18 protein-coding genes are annotated in these 15,311 nt (G+C 32.8%); 10 read left to right on the forward strand and 8 right to left on the reverse strand.

Annotation, left to right across the window (positions count from 1 at the left end; genetic code table 11):
• Positions 1-74 precede the first annotated feature (74 nt).
• Positions 75-764 (reverse strand): DUF1129 family protein, encoded by a 690-nt coding sequence (locus HMPREF3267_RS08930; protein WP_002479384.1) that lies wholly within the window; start codon positions 762-764, stop codon positions 75-77.
• A gap of 210 nt (positions 765-974) precedes the next feature.
• Between HMPREF3267_RS08930 and HMPREF3267_RS08935 the strand changes: the two genes are divergently transcribed.
• From HMPREF3267_RS08935 to HMPREF3267_RS08945, 3 genes are all read left to right on the forward strand, one after another.
• Positions 975-1,427 carry an SA0632 family lipoprotein gene (locus tag HMPREF3267_RS08935; RefSeq protein ID WP_002459791.1) on the forward strand — a complete coding sequence of 151 codons (453 nt, stop codon included), beginning with the start codon at positions 975-977 and terminating at the stop codon, positions 1,425-1,427.
• A 125-nt stretch (positions 1,428-1,552) separates the two neighbouring features.
• Positions 1,553-1,849, forward strand: a complete 297-nt coding sequence (locus tag HMPREF3267_RS08940; RefSeq protein WP_002459790.1) for a hypothetical protein — start codon at positions 1,553-1,555, stop codon at positions 1,847-1,849.
• Between the two features lie 113 nt (positions 1,850-1,962).
• On the forward strand, positions 1,963-2,505 hold the full coding sequence (locus tag HMPREF3267_RS08945) for a GNAT family N-acetyltransferase (protein WP_002492957.1): 543 nt from the start codon (positions 1,963-1,965) through the stop codon (positions 2,503-2,505).
• 31 nt (positions 2,506-2,536) lie between these two features.
• Here HMPREF3267_RS08945 and HMPREF3267_RS08950 read toward each other — a convergent pair whose 3' ends face one another.
• The 5 genes from HMPREF3267_RS08950 to HMPREF3267_RS08970 form a co-directional block, all read right to left on the reverse strand.
• The gene (locus HMPREF3267_RS08950) at positions 2,537-3,103 is read right to left on the reverse strand and encodes an LOG family protein (RefSeq protein ID WP_002479382.1); all 567 of its coding nucleotides are present in this window, start codon (positions 3,101-3,103) and stop codon (positions 2,537-2,539) included.
• Positions 3,104-3,118: 15 nt separating this feature from the next.
• Complete coding sequence (locus HMPREF3267_RS08955; protein WP_002479381.1) at positions 3,119-3,565, reverse strand: YaiI/YqxD family protein; 447 nt, start codon at positions 3,563-3,565, stop codon at positions 3,119-3,121.
• Positions 3,566-3,569: 4 nt separating this feature from the next.
• A complete protein-coding gene (locus HMPREF3267_RS12645) occupies positions 3,570-4,250 on the reverse strand; it encodes a hypothetical protein (protein WP_070823819.1) in 681 nt (226 codons plus the stop codon).
• Between the two features lie 337 nt (positions 4,251-4,587).
• The gene (locus HMPREF3267_RS08965) at positions 4,588-5,460 is read right to left on the reverse strand and encodes an undecaprenyl-diphosphate phosphatase (protein ID WP_002459785.1); all 873 of its coding nucleotides are present in this window, start codon (positions 5,458-5,460) and stop codon (positions 4,588-4,590) included.
• Positions 5,461-5,840: 380 nt separating this feature from the next.
• Positions 5,841-6,281 (reverse strand): global transcriptional regulator MgrA, encoded by a 441-nt coding sequence (locus HMPREF3267_RS08970; RefSeq protein WP_002459784.1) that lies wholly within the window; start codon positions 6,279-6,281, stop codon positions 5,841-5,843.
• Between the two features lie 224 nt (positions 6,282-6,505).
• Between HMPREF3267_RS08970 and HMPREF3267_RS08975 the strand changes: the two genes are divergently transcribed.
• The 6 genes from HMPREF3267_RS08975 (at position 6,506) to HMPREF3267_RS08995 (ending at position 12,725) form a co-directional block, all read left to right on the forward strand.
• The gene (locus HMPREF3267_RS08975; RefSeq protein ID WP_002479379.1) at positions 6,506-7,438 is read left to right on the forward strand and encodes a CobW family GTP-binding protein; all 933 of its coding nucleotides are present in this window, start codon (positions 6,506-6,508) and stop codon (positions 7,436-7,438) included.
• A gap of 107 nt (positions 7,439-7,545) precedes the next feature.
• The gene (locus tag HMPREF3267_RS12520) at positions 7,546-7,647 is read left to right on the forward strand and encodes a type I toxin-antitoxin system Fst family toxin (RefSeq protein WP_014533356.1); all 102 of its coding nucleotides are present in this window, start codon (positions 7,546-7,548) and stop codon (positions 7,645-7,647) included.
• 387 nt (positions 7,648-8,034) lie between these two features.
• Positions 8,035-8,331, forward strand: coding sequence for a hypothetical protein (locus HMPREF3267_RS08980; RefSeq protein ID WP_002479378.1), 297 nt, complete (start codon positions 8,035-8,037; stop codon positions 8,329-8,331).
• Positions 8,332-8,578: 247 nt separating this feature from the next.
• The gene (gene mdh / locus HMPREF3267_RS08985) at positions 8,579-9,520 is read left to right on the forward strand and encodes a malate dehydrogenase (RefSeq protein WP_172412357.1); all 942 of its coding nucleotides are present in this window, start codon (positions 8,579-8,581) and stop codon (positions 9,518-9,520) included.
• Positions 9,521-9,641: 121 nt separating this feature from the next.
• Positions 9,642-11,189 (forward strand): SLC13 family permease, encoded by a 1,548-nt coding sequence (locus HMPREF3267_RS08990; protein ID WP_012990949.1) that lies wholly within the window; start codon positions 9,642-9,644, stop codon positions 11,187-11,189.
• A 153-nt stretch (positions 11,190-11,342) separates the two neighbouring features.
• Positions 11,343-12,725, forward strand: coding sequence for a cryptochrome/photolyase family protein (locus HMPREF3267_RS08995; RefSeq protein ID WP_002459779.1), 1,383 nt, complete (start codon positions 11,343-11,345; stop codon positions 12,723-12,725).
• Positions 12,726-12,817: 92 nt separating this feature from the next.
• Here HMPREF3267_RS08995 and HMPREF3267_RS12780 read toward each other — a convergent pair whose 3' ends face one another.
• Together HMPREF3267_RS12780 and HMPREF3267_RS09005 are read right to left on the reverse strand one after the other, a co-directional pair.
• The gene (locus HMPREF3267_RS12780) at positions 12,818-13,096 is read right to left on the reverse strand and encodes a hypothetical protein (protein ID WP_002479374.1); all 279 of its coding nucleotides are present in this window, start codon (positions 13,094-13,096) and stop codon (positions 12,818-12,820) included.
• Entirely contained in the window at positions 13,093-13,710 is a 618-nt protein-coding gene (locus HMPREF3267_RS09005) for a DUF1361 domain-containing protein (protein WP_062078639.1), read from the reverse strand. The genes HMPREF3267_RS12780 and HMPREF3267_RS09005 overlap by 4 nt, the downstream gene beginning before the upstream one ends.
• A gap of 272 nt (positions 13,711-13,982) precedes the next feature.
• On the opposite strand from HMPREF3267_RS09005, the gene norA reads away from it, so the two are divergent.
• Positions 13,983-15,149 carry a multidrug efflux MFS transporter NorA gene (gene norA / locus HMPREF3267_RS09010; RefSeq protein WP_002459776.1) on the forward strand — a complete coding sequence of 389 codons (1,167 nt, stop codon included), beginning with the start codon at positions 13,983-13,985 and terminating at the stop codon, positions 15,147-15,149.
• Positions 15,150-15,311 lie beyond the last annotated feature (162 nt).

Consider the following 15,311-nt stretch of genomic DNA (forward strand, 5'->3'; position numbering starts at 1 on the left):
CTCTGTGCTGAGGGCCCCACCCCAGCTTGCGTTGCACGTAGAAATGCTTGGTGCATTTCTACGTGCTGGGGCCCCTATAGTCTTGTGTTGGCGTTTTTGTTGGTGTGTCGGTGTTTTGTGTAGAATGCGATGGGTGTAATGATGAGTGATGCGATAATAAAGTGCCAGTTGCTAATTGTGATATAGGGTCCGATTGCAAGGAATGATTGTGGGATAAAGAATACATAGACGAGTGCTGAAATAAGTAATCCTATGACGATGTAGGTTAATATCCATACTAAGTTTTTATTATTAAAACATTGAAGTTGAACCGTTTTGAAAATCATCCATATAAATAAAAAAATGATAAATAAACCAATGATGACAATAATTGGAAAGGTGTATAGATATATGCGGTTGTTATTGCCGCCGATAAAGAACCCAATAAATCCTTTACAAAAACAAAAAATACCTATTAAAAACATAAAATTTTGATAAATATAGTTAAAAATATTATTGATTGTTTCGTTTGGCAATGCGCGGATCTCCTGCTTTGCGTGTGCTTTAGGGTCGTGATTGAAAAATTCCAAAGCAAGGGTACCATTATCTTCTGCCTTCAATAATTGCTTTAATATACGATTGAGCATTAGTTCTGAATCATACGGATTGACACTGAGTTCTGCTCGTACATACGTCATGTAATTCTCGAATATTTCTCTATCCGTATTATTTAGTCGTAGTGATTTGACATTATTTTCCCGCATGAGTTGAGACGTAGATTTCATACATTATTTTAAGCTCCTTTAGATATAGTAATAATAGTTATTATATCAATTATGATTAATCATATCATAGAAGTTGAAATAAATTAATTATCGTAATTACTATAAGTAGCTAGATAAACATTTATTAAAGCACGATTAGCTATAACAAATGATTAGAAAGTGGTTTCATGTTAAAATAATAGTATTCACTTATATTCAAAGGAGTCAAACATGAAGAAAGGGCTTGTGCTATTATTAGCAGCAATTTTTTTATTAACAGCATGCGGTAAGGGAAATGATGAAAAGCAATCTTTAGAACAAGATATACAAAAATTAGAAAAAGAGAAAAAAGATTTAGAAAAGCAAGAAGAGAAACTTAAAAGCGATAAAGAGAAATATAAAAGTCAACGTGAGACTTTAGAAAAAGAAGTAGAAGAGATGCAAAGTACTTCATCAGATGATGACAAAGATAATAAAGAAAAAACGAGTGACAAAAGTAAAGAGAAGTCATCACAACATCAAACAACGCACCACCAAAATAAAGATCAACAAAATCAGCATCAAAATTCAAACAATACAGATAACACACAGACAGATAAAGATAAGACGCATAAACAACAGTCATCACAATCTACTAAGAATGATACACAGAAGCAATCAAAGCAACCAAAACAACAACAATGATTCAATGTCACAAGTTAAAAAATTTGTGCCGTTTTATGTCTGATGTTACCGGGTATGTATAACCATAAATACAGAACGTGTATATGAACAAGTTTACATATCGATTTTAAAAGGAGCGAGCAACAATGCATGAACAAGATTTTCGTATTTTAGAAGGCCAAGATATTACTTTACCAGAATTAGGGCGTGAATTAGAAACGTTAACTGGACGTACAATTGTAGATTCTACAGGTGAAATCAATCGAGTAGTGGCACACTTGCCAAACTTTGATTCGGATTTTGATACATTTGTTGCTACATATAAATTAAATCATCAAAATGATTTCATTGATGCTATTTTTACAGCACCGAAAGCTCAGCGTAATCGTTTAAAAGAGATTCCTGTGCATATCGAATTAATTAGTTATATTTCGAAAGCTTAGTTTATACAAAGAACAAACATATAGTAGGTTGCGCGGTATGAAGAGTTTTTGTTCATAACGCGCTTCTTTTTATAGAGCACTGTTACAGAATGAAGCGATGAGGTGAAAGCAGAATGACTGTTTATATAGAAACGGAAAGATTGAAATTACGTGATTGGGAAGAAAATGATTTATTACCATTTCAAAAATTGAATGCAAATCCACAAGTTAGACGTTATTTTCCTAGTTTATTAAGTTATCGCCGTTCAGCGTTAGATATGAAACAAATGCAAAAAAATATTACAGCAACGGGGATAGGTCTATTTGCAGTAGAATTAAAAGAAACTAATGAGTGGATTGGGTTTATTGGTCTGAATTATATTCCAAAAGATAGCCAATATCCATTTAATAATTTACCATTTTATGAAATAGGTTGGCGTTTAATTCCAGAGGTATGGGGAAATGGTATTGCAACTGAAGGCGCTGAAGCTGTGCTAAAATATGCACAAAAAAAGGGAGTTTATGACATATACAGTCTAACGGCAGAGACAAATTTATCGTCACGAAAAGTGATGGAGAAAATAGGGATGAAAGTCTTTGATCGTTTCGAATTTCCTGAATTGAATAAATATCATCCACTTAAAATGCAAGTTAGGTATTATAAAAATCTCAAATAAAAAATAGCCGCTCGTGTGGGCGACTATTTTTTTAATCATAGCTTCTTTCGCCAAGTGGTTTAGCGTTTTGAAGCCCATGTAGTAAGTCTTCTTTTGTGTGATATAGAGGTGCTAAAGCTTTATATTTTTCGTCAATAAAGCCTTCTTGAATCATGTGAATAATAAGTTGATGTAATGGCTCAAAAAAACCGTTTAAATTATAAATACCAATCGGTTTTTGATAAATACCAATTTGTGTCCAACTATAGATTTCAAAAAATTCTTCAAGCGAACCAGCACCGCCTGGAGCGAGGATAAAAGCATCTGCTAATTCTGCCATTTTCTCTTTTCTTTGATGAAGCGAATCCACTAGAATAAGTTCAGAAACCCGTTGACTCGTAATTTCTTTAGTATCTAATTCTTTAGGCATGACGCCAATAACAGTGCCATTGTGATCTAATACACCATTTTGTATGGCACCCATAATGCCTACAGAACCAGCGCCAAAAATGAGTTCATAACCTTTTTGCGCCATATATTTTCCTAAGTTATATGCTTCGTTGACATAGGTTGGATTACTGCCTTTACTTGCGCCACAGAAAACTGCAATTTTTTTCATGATGATAAATGCCTCCTATATTTGAGAGAGTACACGTCGAAATATATGTTCAAAGTGTTGCTGATCTTTGTTAGAAAAAGGAGTCGGTCCCTTGTGCCGACCACCTTGTTTTCTAAGTTGAGCATGGTTATAACGCTGTTGTATCAACATGTCAATGTTAGTACTATTGTATATATAGCCTTTATGGTGTAGTACTGTTTTAACTTTGTTTAACAATAGACTCGCCAAACCATAATCTTGCGTGATAACGATATCTTTACTTTGCGCTAATTGAACGATTTTATAATCCACTGCATCCGGTCCATCATCGACATATATCGTGTTAACGTGTTCTGGATAAGTCTGCGTTGTATAGTGACTGAAGCTACGTACAATTATAACAAAAATGCCTGTCCCTGAGGTTAATTCAATAACAGATTGAATGACAGGACAAGCATCTCCATCAATGATAATCGATGTCATCTTGTTAAGACTCATGATGTGTTTCTTTATTATTTTGTTTAGTTACACTTTGAGCATCATGTTCTTCATAATTTTTTATTTCTTTAATACGTGCTTTTTTATTCTTGTCACGATTTTTTTTTTCATCATGATGACGTTGTTCGATGTTTTTTTGTAACTTTTTAGCCAGTTTTTTAATATCATGTTTGTTATCTTTAGCTAATTTTTCGCCTTTTTTCTCTGTTTCATCATCTAATGCGCCGGGTGTTAGGCCTACTTTTTCTTGATACTTTTGAGTTTTCTTTAAATCTTTTATACGCTGTTTCTCATTTTTTTCACGTGCCTTTGCTTCTTCTTTATGACGTTGTTCGATATTTTTTTGAAGTTTTTTATCCATTTTATCGGCTTCTTTGCGATTTTTCTTCGCTAATTTTTCGCCTTTTTTCTCAATATATTCAGGATCATTTTCTTTTGCAATTTTTTTCAATTCTCGTTTGTTATCATGTTCTTGTTTTTTATCAATAACAAATTCTTTAACGTCAGTAGCTTTATTAGCTACAGTTTTAGATGCACGTGATGTTGCAGCAGTTACTTTTTTGACTTCAGAATGATTTTTGATATGTTTACGTTCAGTAACTAAGGGCACAATAAAAATAGGTAAAACGTTTATTAGTGTCTTAATTAGATGTCTTTTCTTTTGATCCATAGATATTGCCTCCAGTTCATATGCTTATCTTATTCATTACCCTATGACACTCTAGTATAAACGATAAATATACTGTATTGGTATATGTCTAAATATTCATTTAAATAGCAATGACATTATTATAAAAAGGGACTCAGGAACTAATTCCTGATCTTAAGAAAAATAGTAGGTCTATAACTACAACATGGTAAATATAGTTTGAATAACAAAAATGGCAATTTCTACATTATTCCAATAGAAATTGCCATTATTATTTGATTAGAGACGTATCTATATTTTCCATAATCTTTTCATGAATAACACCATCAGTAAATAGTGCTATACACAATGTATTAAATTAATAAATCCCTTTACCAATGCCGAAACCAAAGTAAAGAATAGCGATAATTACTACTAAGATAATACGATATATAGCGAATGGTACTAATTTAATTTTATTGATTAAATGTAAGAAAGTTTTGATTGCGATTAACCCAACGATAAATGCTGCCAGGAAACCTAAAAGATAAAATGGTATGTGTGCTAAGTGAATATATTCATAGTGTTTAATTAAAGATAAACCACTTGCTGCTAGCATAATTGGTACTGACATAATAAATGTAAAGTCAGATGCCGCTTTGTGATTCATTTTCATAAGTACACCCGTTGAAATTGTAGAACCCGAGCGACTAAATCCAGGCCACATTGCAATGGCTTGAGAAATACCAATGACAAATGCTTGGAAATAATTAATTTGATCTACATTTTGTGGGTGCTTAACTTTTTCACTATATTTATCCGCAATAATCATATAAATGGCACCTAAAAATAACCCAATCATTACAGTAGGAACACTGAATAAATATTTTTCAATTAAATCATCAAACATTAGACCTAAAATACCGGCTGGAATCATACCGACAAGTACGTGTAACAAGTTCAAACGACGTGGTTTAGAGCGAAACTCTTCACTTATCGGTGCTTGATGTTGTTTTCCAATATGTAATAATTCGAAAAAACGTTCTCTAAAGACCCAAGCTGCAGCAAAAACAGACCCTAATTGAATGACTACTTTAAATGTAAAAGCAGATTCACTTCCTAGAAAATCAGTGGATTTCAACCACATATCATCCATTAAAATCATGTGACCTGTTGATGATACAGGAGCGAATTCAGTAAGTCCTTCAACGATACCGAGAATGATACCTTTGATTAACTCAAGTAAAAACATAGATTAACCTACCTTCTTAAATATCTTATTTATATTCATGAATCTTAAAAAATTACTACATTATCATAGCATATTAAATTCATTCCTAGCTACTGATTATTAGTTTAGAACTTATAAACTAGACTAAAGTTGTATATTAAACGATATTTATGAATACGTCATGAAATGACGATTTATTTTTGAATGGATATGTTTAACCTTCACGTAGTAAATTAAAGTGGAAAGGGAAAAGTAGTCATTTCTATGGAGCTAGGTAGAAGAATACAATGTGTACATAAAAAACCCATCAATTAATATCAATTGATGGGACATTTTATTTAAAGATTTCGTTTAAAAAAATAACAGTTACAACTTTAATTCACATGACGCTGATACTATAATTATTCTTTGTTTTCAGTAAATGCGTTAATAACTTTACCTAGAAGACGGTTCAGTTCTTGTGCTTCATCTGCACTAAGCGATGAAGCGGTTGCCACTTTAGAAGAAGCATCTTTAAGATCAGGTTTGATGCCTTCACTTTTTTCTGTCAAGTGTATAAAGACCTCACGTTGATCAACTTCAGAACGTTCACGTTTGATTAAATCAACGTGTTCCATTCGTTTAAGAAGTGGTGAAACTGTTCCAGTATCTAATGCTAATTCAGTAACGACTTTTTTAACATTTACTGGTGACTCATCCCACAATATACTTAATACTAGAAATTGTGGGTAAGTAAGGTTGTACTTTTTAAAGACTTTGTTTGAGTAGTAGCGATTTACTTGTCTTTGAGCATTGTACAAACTAAAACATAGCTGCTCTTTTAAATTGTGATGTTCAGACATTAAAGTTCTCCTCCAGACATTCTATCCGTTTTCTCTTTTTCGGATTAAATCCCGTTAGTGTTGTGCAAAATATATTTATTGACACATTTCATTTCAATGTCATGATAAAATTAAAGTATGACTAAAGTTTAGAAGAAAACACACGTATAATCAAGTATAAACATAAATTTTTATATATTCATTATCATTTACTTAGAAATTTTAAATAGAAAAGAGAATAAAAATTGAAAAAACATAATTGCAGAAACACATATATTTCTATAGTTTCCGGGTTTTTAGGTAGTGGTAAAACCACTTTTCTACAAGAGTATATGCAATATTTATTAAAAACTGATGAGAAAATCACAATTATTATGAACGAATTTGGTACTTTTGACGTTGACAGTTTAACATTCAATAATGAGGTTGCCATAAATGCTTTAGTTAATGGTTGTGTTTGTTGTGATTTAAAAGCAGATTTAGTAGCGCAGTTAAAAAATATTATTGCGGATGGTCAAACAACACACATCATTATTGAGGCAACTGGAATTGCACATCCTTTAGAAATCATGATGGCATGTCAGGATCCTGAAGTGATTCATTTAATTAGTGAAGTTAAGATGATAGGGATTTTAGATGCTTCTCGATTTCTTCATAGACATCGTTATTCATTGACAACGGTAGAGTTAATGGAAGAACAATTGGCCTATAGTTCAACGATTATTATCAATAAAATGGATTTAATTAATGATCAGGAGCAGAAAAAACTGAGCGCTGAGTTAACCCAAATTAATCCGCAAGCAACCACATGCTACACTACGTTTGGTCAATTAGATATCACTACATTTAATAATATTAAGCATGTTGATAATATGAAGTCACCAGCTAAGCATGCACATCATCATGGCATTAAGAGCATGCAGTATACATTTAGTGGACCAATAGATAGACAATTATTTTATCAATTTATATTAAAGTTACCGCAAAATGTTTTTCGTTTGAAAGGTTTTGTCCGTTTTAGAGACTGTGCTGATGTGATTTATGAGTTTCAATATGCACATGGATTACCTAGTTATGGTGAGGTAGACAAAGAGGTACCACTTACAATAGTTATCATTGGTGAACATATTGATGTTGAACGTTTGCGCAATAATCTCGATATGCTTCAATTTACATGACATGGCATATCAGAAGTGAGATATCTTTACAAATACATAGATGATATAATAATAAAGTCGCCTACCTCTCAGGCGTCAAATGTCGACGCAGGGAGGAGGTGTTGCCCATGATGGAAATTCTTGTTCACATCACAACCACAGTTATTAGTGGTTGTATTGTTGCGTTATTTACGTATTGGCTACGTACGCGTAACAATAAGAAAAAATAGGCGACGCATAGCCAACGCCTAAAAAATCCCCTCACTATCGCAAGTAGTGAGGGGATTGGTGTTTCCATGTGGAAATCCTTGTTAACCATATTATAACACTGTGGCTTGAGAAAATGCAAAGTATGCAATGTCGTATATTAGAACGACACATATTAACGTTGTGACATAAAATAATTGTTCGATGAAGTTTGTGTTGTTTAAATGAATACTACTTTTTCGTTCTTGTAATGATTTAATTATAATTGCTTCTAAATAAATTAAGTTAAAATAAAGTGTTGCTATTTACGAGCAGAATTTAAAGTAACTCATTTATGTTGTTGTAGTGTGGATTTTGACATAAAATTATATGTAAGAAAACTTTTTCGTTTTAAGCAGGAGGTAAAGTTAATGAATAATGAAGATTTTAAACAAAAGCAGCTTAACTTTGAATTTAGATTTATTATGATTCCTTATCTCATATTTGCAGTAATTATTTTATTATCAAATATTTTTTACTCTCAAATTATTATTACAATGACTTTTTTTGGTTTGTTTTTTGCCTATAATTTAGGGTTATTATTTGTAGCGTTTGTTAGACACTTTAAACGTACATTAATATTAACAGCAATACTGACTTTATTGTCTGGAGCAGCTTTCTTTACAATTATTTATGTTTTTGGTTTGCACCATCAGATATTTGGATAAATAAAAGATGATATATGCTTGAAACATTATAAAAGTTTCATATAATAATGAATAAGCGCTTAAACATTCTATCTGGTGTGTATCTAAAATCTTAATGAAATAGTATTAATAGATGCACCCAGACAGAAGTATTTTAATTGTATTTATAAGCAATTATGTAAGCGGTTTCTACAAATGATTTTGTATGCAAAATACGTATATGCATTAAAATTTTTATAAAATAATATAAAAGGAGCGAAACCATATGATAAACAGAAATAAAATATCAGTCATTGGTGCAGGAAATACAGGTGCAACACTAGCTTTCTTATTAGCACAAAAAGAGGTTGGAGATGTCGTTATTGTTGACCAGCCTAAATTCGAAGGTATGTCAAAAGGAAAAGCGCTAGATATTCAAGAAAGTGGACCAATATTAGGGTTTAATAGTGTTGTGACTGGAACGTCAAATTATGAGGATATTTCAGATTCAGATATTGTCATTATTACTGCAGGTGTACCAAGAAAACCTGGTATGAGTCGTGATGACTTAGTTCAAATTAATGAAAGTATTATGGAAGATATTTCTCAACAAATTGTCCGCTATTGTCCAAAAGCATTTGTTATTGTCTTAACCAATCCGGTTGATGCGATGACTTATACCGTGCTGCAATCCACTGGTTTTGAAAAAAACCAAGTAATGGGGCAGTCAGGCATTTTAGATACGGCAAGATACAAAACATTCATAGCCGAAGCATTACATCTATCCGTACAGGATATTACTGGCCTTGTACTTGGAGGTCATGGTAATACTATGGTTCCTATCGTATCGTCTACTCAAGTAAACGGTGTACCTATTACCGAGCTACTATCACCTTCAGAACTAGAATATATTATCCAACGTACAAGAGATGGTGGTGCTGAAATTGTAAATTTATTAGGCAATGGTTCAGCATATTATGCACCGGCTGCTGCGTTATACGAAATGGTCATAGCTATTTTAAAAGATCAAAAACGTGTTCTTCCAACTATTGCATTTTTAGATGGGGAGTATGGCTATCGTGATATTTGCCTTGGCGTCCCAACCGTACTTGGCAAACAAGGCGTCGAACGAGTTATAGAACTTAAATTATCAGAATCAGAGCAAGAACAACTCGATTTATCTGCAGATGCAGTTATGAAAGTTAAACAATCATTAAAACAAGCTAAATAATATTGCTTATTTGTAATAATCTAAAAAGTGTGAAAATTGTGTGTTATTTGCAAATTTTCACGTCATTATTGTTGTTTAGTTGTTATACTAAAAGTGAAAAATAAGCAAAGGGTGAAATATGATGGAGAAAGGGAGTCAAGATATACCACACACACGCAAAAAAGAAAAGACAAAGGGATACAAACCTATTTGGATTGTTATTAGCTTTATTGCTTTAATTGTCATTTTGTTATTACCAACACCAACAGGATTACCAGTAATGGCTAAAGGTGCCTTAGCTATTTTAGCCTTTGCTGTTATTATGTGGGTGACAGAAGCAGTGATTTACCCAGTTTCTGCAACGTTAATTTTAGGATTAATTATTTTAATAATGGGATTTAGTCCAGTACAGGATTTAGCGAAGCATTTAGGAAACCCTAAAGCAGGTGATGCTATCTTAACTGGTAATGACTTGTTAGGAACTGGTAATGCTTTAACTCAAGCATTTAGTGGGTTTTCATCTTCAGCTGTAGCTTTAGTTGCTGCTGCACTTTTTTTAGCTGCAGCTATGCAAGAAACTAATTTGCATAAACGTCTCGCTTTACTCGTATTATCAATTGTTGGAAATAAAACGCGTAACATAGTTATTGGTGCTATTTTAGTATCCATTTTATTAGCGTTTTTTGTACCATCTGCAACTGCACGTGCAGGTGCGGTTGTGCCAATTTTATTAGGTATGATTGCAGCATTTAAAGTTTCTAAAGACAGTCGTTTAGCAGCGTTATTAATTATTACTTCGGTACAAGCAGTTTCCATTTGGAATATTGGTATTAAAACGGCTGCGGCACAAAATATCGTTGCCATCAATTTTATCAATCAAAGTTTGGGACACGATGTTTCATGGGGCGAATGGTTTTTATTTGCAGCGCCTTGGTCAATACTTATGTCGATAGCGTTATTTTTCATTATGATGAAAGTAATGCCACCTGAACATAATGCTATTGAGGGTGGTAAAGACTTGATTAAACAGCAGTTAACAGATTTAGGCCCTGTTTCAGCACGTGAATGGCGATTAATCGTTATTTCTATCTTATTGTTATTATTCTGGTCAACAGAAAAAGTGGTACATCCTATTGACTCAGCTTCAATTACAGTTGTCGCATTAGGTGTTATGCTTATGCCTAAAGTTGGTGTTATAAAGTGGGATGGTGTAGTAAAAACAATTCCATGGGGGACGATTATTGTCTTTGGAGTTGGTATATCACTTGGTAATGTATTGTTGAAGACTGGTGCAGCTCAGTGGTTAAGTGATAAGACATTTGGATTACTTGGGCTTGAATCAATGCCATTGATTGCGACGATTGCTTTGATAACATTGTTTAATATCTTAATTCATCTGGGTTTTGCTAGTGCGACCAGCTTATCTTCTGCGCTGATTCCAGTATTCATCTCATTGACATCAACGCTACATTTAGGAGATCAAGCTATTGGATTTGTACTTATTCAACAATTTGTTATCAGCTTTGGTTTCTTGTTGCCGGTAAGTGCACCTCAAAATATGTTGGCATATGGTACAGGGACATTTACAGTTAAGGATTTCTTGAAAACTGGGGTACCGCTGACTATTGTAGGTTATATTTTGATTGTAATTTTTAGTATGACTTACTGGAATTGGTTAGGGCTAATATAGGAAAATGTTAAATATATCAATAGAATAATCAATTGAACGATTTCGGGCACAAAACCTAGTGGATTTTGTGTCCGAAATCGTCCATCTTTATCATGCTTGTTGTTAGACAAGATGGGGTAATAAAATATCAAAGTTAAAGTGAGGTGATGTAGTTTGAATATCGCTTTAGTATTAAATAGAGTATTCAGATTAGAACAAAATCCAATGTTTGAGTACTTAAATCATAATCAAGCAGATATCGAACGATGTTACTGTGTGATTCCCTTAGAATTATTTGAAGATGAAGCACCATTAAAACGGACATTTTACCATCAGGCAGTTACTCAGTTTATACAACAACTGATTGAGATAGGAATTAAGCCCTTTGTGTTTCCATATACAGCGTTTGCTTCATTTTGTGAACAGAAAGAAATCGACACGGTAGTATTTCCAAGCGATATTATGAGTTTTCACAATTGTGAATGCGATATTTTACATGTTAAATCTGAGATACAAGCGCAAAAAATAGCAATCGTTAATGTACGTGCAAATCATTATTTTCAACCTAGTCGCACGTTAAATCAGCAAGGACAACCATATAAGGTATTCACTAGCTTCTACAAAGCAAATCGCCCTCAATTGAGACAACGAAGACGTTATCCTTATCAACTTGATAAATTAAAGCAACAAATCATCAATGCTGATAATACATCAGTTAAAAAAGTGACTGAGCATATAAATATTGGGGAGGCCAAAAGTCAGCAACAATGGCAAGCATTTTTAAATAATAATATTGAGCATTATCAATATTATAGAGAGTACTTACCAGAAACACTGACAAGTCAGTTGAGCATTGCACTTGCATATGGCTTCCTAGATATTAATGAGATCATGCGCCAGTTACTTGAACGTTATCATGATAATGAGGAAAATTATGAGGCCTTTATTCGTGAACTATTATTCAGGGAATTTTATTATGTTTTAATGGTTTATTATCCAGAAACGGCACATACATCATTTAATGATAAGTATAAACATATAACTTGGTCAGAAAATCAATCAGATTTTAATGCATGGAAAGAGGGACGAACAGGATATCCAATTATCGATGCTGCGATGCATGAGTTAAAACAAACAGGTTTTATGCACAATCGAATGCGTATGGTAACGGCTCAATTTCTAACTAAAGAGTTATTTATAGATTGGACATGGGGAGAAAATTATTTTAAAAATTTATTGATAGATTATGACGCTGCTTCTAATGTGCATGGATGGCAATGGTCAGCATCTACTGGTACAGATGCCGTGCCATACTTTAGAATGTTTAATCCGATTCGTCAAAGTGAGCGGTTTGATAAAAAAGGTTTATACATTAAAACATACTTGCCCCAATGGGCTAATGTACCTGCCAGCTATGTTCATGAACCGTGGAAACATGCGCAAACACTAAAAGATTATGGCATAGATTTAGGAACAAACTATCCGTGGCCTATCGTTGATCATCAACAAGCCAGAGCCCACGTGATGGAACAGTTTAAAAAACAAGCAGACAAATAACAACCACAACCATATAACCCGGGGCCCCATCAAAGAGTAATGCGCCAAGCATTACCATTAATGGGAGGATACATTGTCCACTTTTTCTATTTCTAAGCAATTAAAAATAAACATATATATAGCATTATAAATTCAAAAAATGTGGCAATATATAGATATTTCAACCGTAATTTAGTACGGTATGGGACTTCCCAATGTGGATATCGGCGTTCAAAATAGCATAATTGCATTAAGAATACACCAATGCCAAATGGAAGGCAGGTTAACAGCAAACTTAATGACAGTTTAAATCCGATTGAATGAAAGAAATGGCCAACGATTAGTTGCAAAATAATAATGCTAATTATTAAAAGAATGATATTAAAACTCATTGTGTATGACGCACTCCTTTCGCAAATATAAATAAAGTAGCTTGTAACACAACCATTAATAAGATGAAGATGAGTGATTTACCACTAAGTGAGCTCACTACATTTTCTATAATTTTAAAAGGTTGGTTAATCAGAAAAACGGAATGAAAGCGTAAGAAACGTCCGATATATATTCCTAATCCACTCAGAAACATGACTACAGCCACAAGGATAATATTTATCCATTGGTGAGAAGTAAAGTAATACAATTCCAAATAAATTAAGGTCATACAATAGAGTGCGAAGAAGACACCTAATAATAAATAGGCGAAGAAAATCCATTCCATTAAATTTAATGTTAAATAAAAGTTAAAGGTAAATTGATTAAGGTGAATTAAATCAGTCACCATATAAAAGGTATTTGGTACCATGAGTAAGAAAATTAAGCTAAAAATAATAAATAATGGCCATTCAATTACTTTTTTCGGTTTGAACAGCTTTAATAGTAAACATAATTCAAAAGGAATATATGCTAAAAATATATTGAGTGTCATAAACTCAAATATACGTGATTCAAATAATGAAATTACAATCAAGATTATAAAATAAATTCTGGCAATATACCGTCCCTGCATAATATACACTACTTTCGTATCAAACTTATCGTTCATTAAAATAATTGTATAGGTTAATAATCATACAGCTTTCATGCTAAATTTATCAAATTAAAAGGAGTTTTCAAATTAAATATTTATGTCGATTATTAACGGTATGTAATAAGTTTTAAAACACCGTTATTGCGAAAAAACATTTATTTGGTATAGAATGTCATAATATTGAATTTTTAATTTTTAGGGAAATGAAAATGTAGGGTAAAAATTAAATTAGTACAAAAGAGGTGAAGTGATTGAAAAAGCAATTATTCATATTATATTTTAATATTTTTCTAATTTTTGTTGGTATTGGCCTTGTCATCCCAGTATTACCTGTTTATTTGGAAGATTTAGGTTTAAAGGGACGTGATTTAGGAGTTCTAGTTGCTGCCTTTGCACTTGCGCAAATGGTTATATCTCCTGCTGGGGGCGCTATGGCTGATAAATTAGGAAAAAAATTAATAATCTGTATTGGCCTTATTTTATTTGCAGTTTCTGAGTTTTTATTTGCTGTTGGACATACTTTTGTCACGCTTATCATTTCAAGAATACTTGGTGGTTTCAGTGCTGGAATGGTCATGCCAGGAGTGAATGGTTTAATTGCAGATATTTCACCTTCAAAAGATAAAGCGCGTAACTTTGGCTATATGTCGGCTATTATTAATTCTGGCTTTATTCTTGGGCCTGGAATAGGTGGATTTCTAGCTGAATTTTCACATCGCTTGCCATTTTATTTTGCCGGAAGTTTAGGCATTATTGCTTTTATAATGTCATTCATTTTAATTCATAGTCCAAAACAACAAACAACAGACGGGTTCCATCATACATTACAACCTGAAGTATTTACTAAAATTGATTGGAAAGTCTTTTTAACTCCTATTTTATTAACGTTGATTTTAGCGTTTGGCTTATCATCTTTTGAAACGTTATTTTCTTTATACACATCATATAAAGCACATTACACACCAGCTGATATTTCTATTGCGATTGTGGGTGGAGGAATATTTGGCGCTATCTTCCAAATCTTTTTCTTTGATAAATTTATATCATATATGTCTGAATTAACTTTTATAGTTTGGGCACTTTTATATTCAGCAATTGTCTTATTTACATTAATCTTGGCAAATGGTTATTGGACCATTATGATTATTAGTTTTATTGTTTTCATTGGTTTTGACTTAATTCGTCCTGCTATTACAAATTATTTTTCTAATATTGCAGGAAATCGTCAAGGTTTTGCTGGAGGATTAAACTCAACGTTTACAAGTATGGGCAATTTTGTCGGACCACTTGTTGCTGGTGCATTGTTTGATATAAATATTGAGTATCCATTATACATGGCTATTGCAGTAATGGTATTGGGTATTGTTCTAATTTTTATAGAAAAAGGCTTGCGCAAACATTTATCAAAAGCTCAATAAAAACAATCTTTAACTTAATAGATGAATTAAAAAATGTTTAACAGTCTGGAACATAAATTCCAAAACAATAGGGCGCGGGACAGAATTCATAATGAATTCGAAGTTCCGCCCCGGCAAGGTTGGCTAGGATTGAAAAAAGCTTGCTATCATCCTATTTTCAAT

The organism is Staphylococcus sp. HMSC62D11 (assembly GCF_001839145.1).
GTDB classification, from domain to species: domain Bacteria; phylum Bacillota; class Bacilli; order Staphylococcales; family Staphylococcaceae; genus Staphylococcus; species Staphylococcus lugdunensis.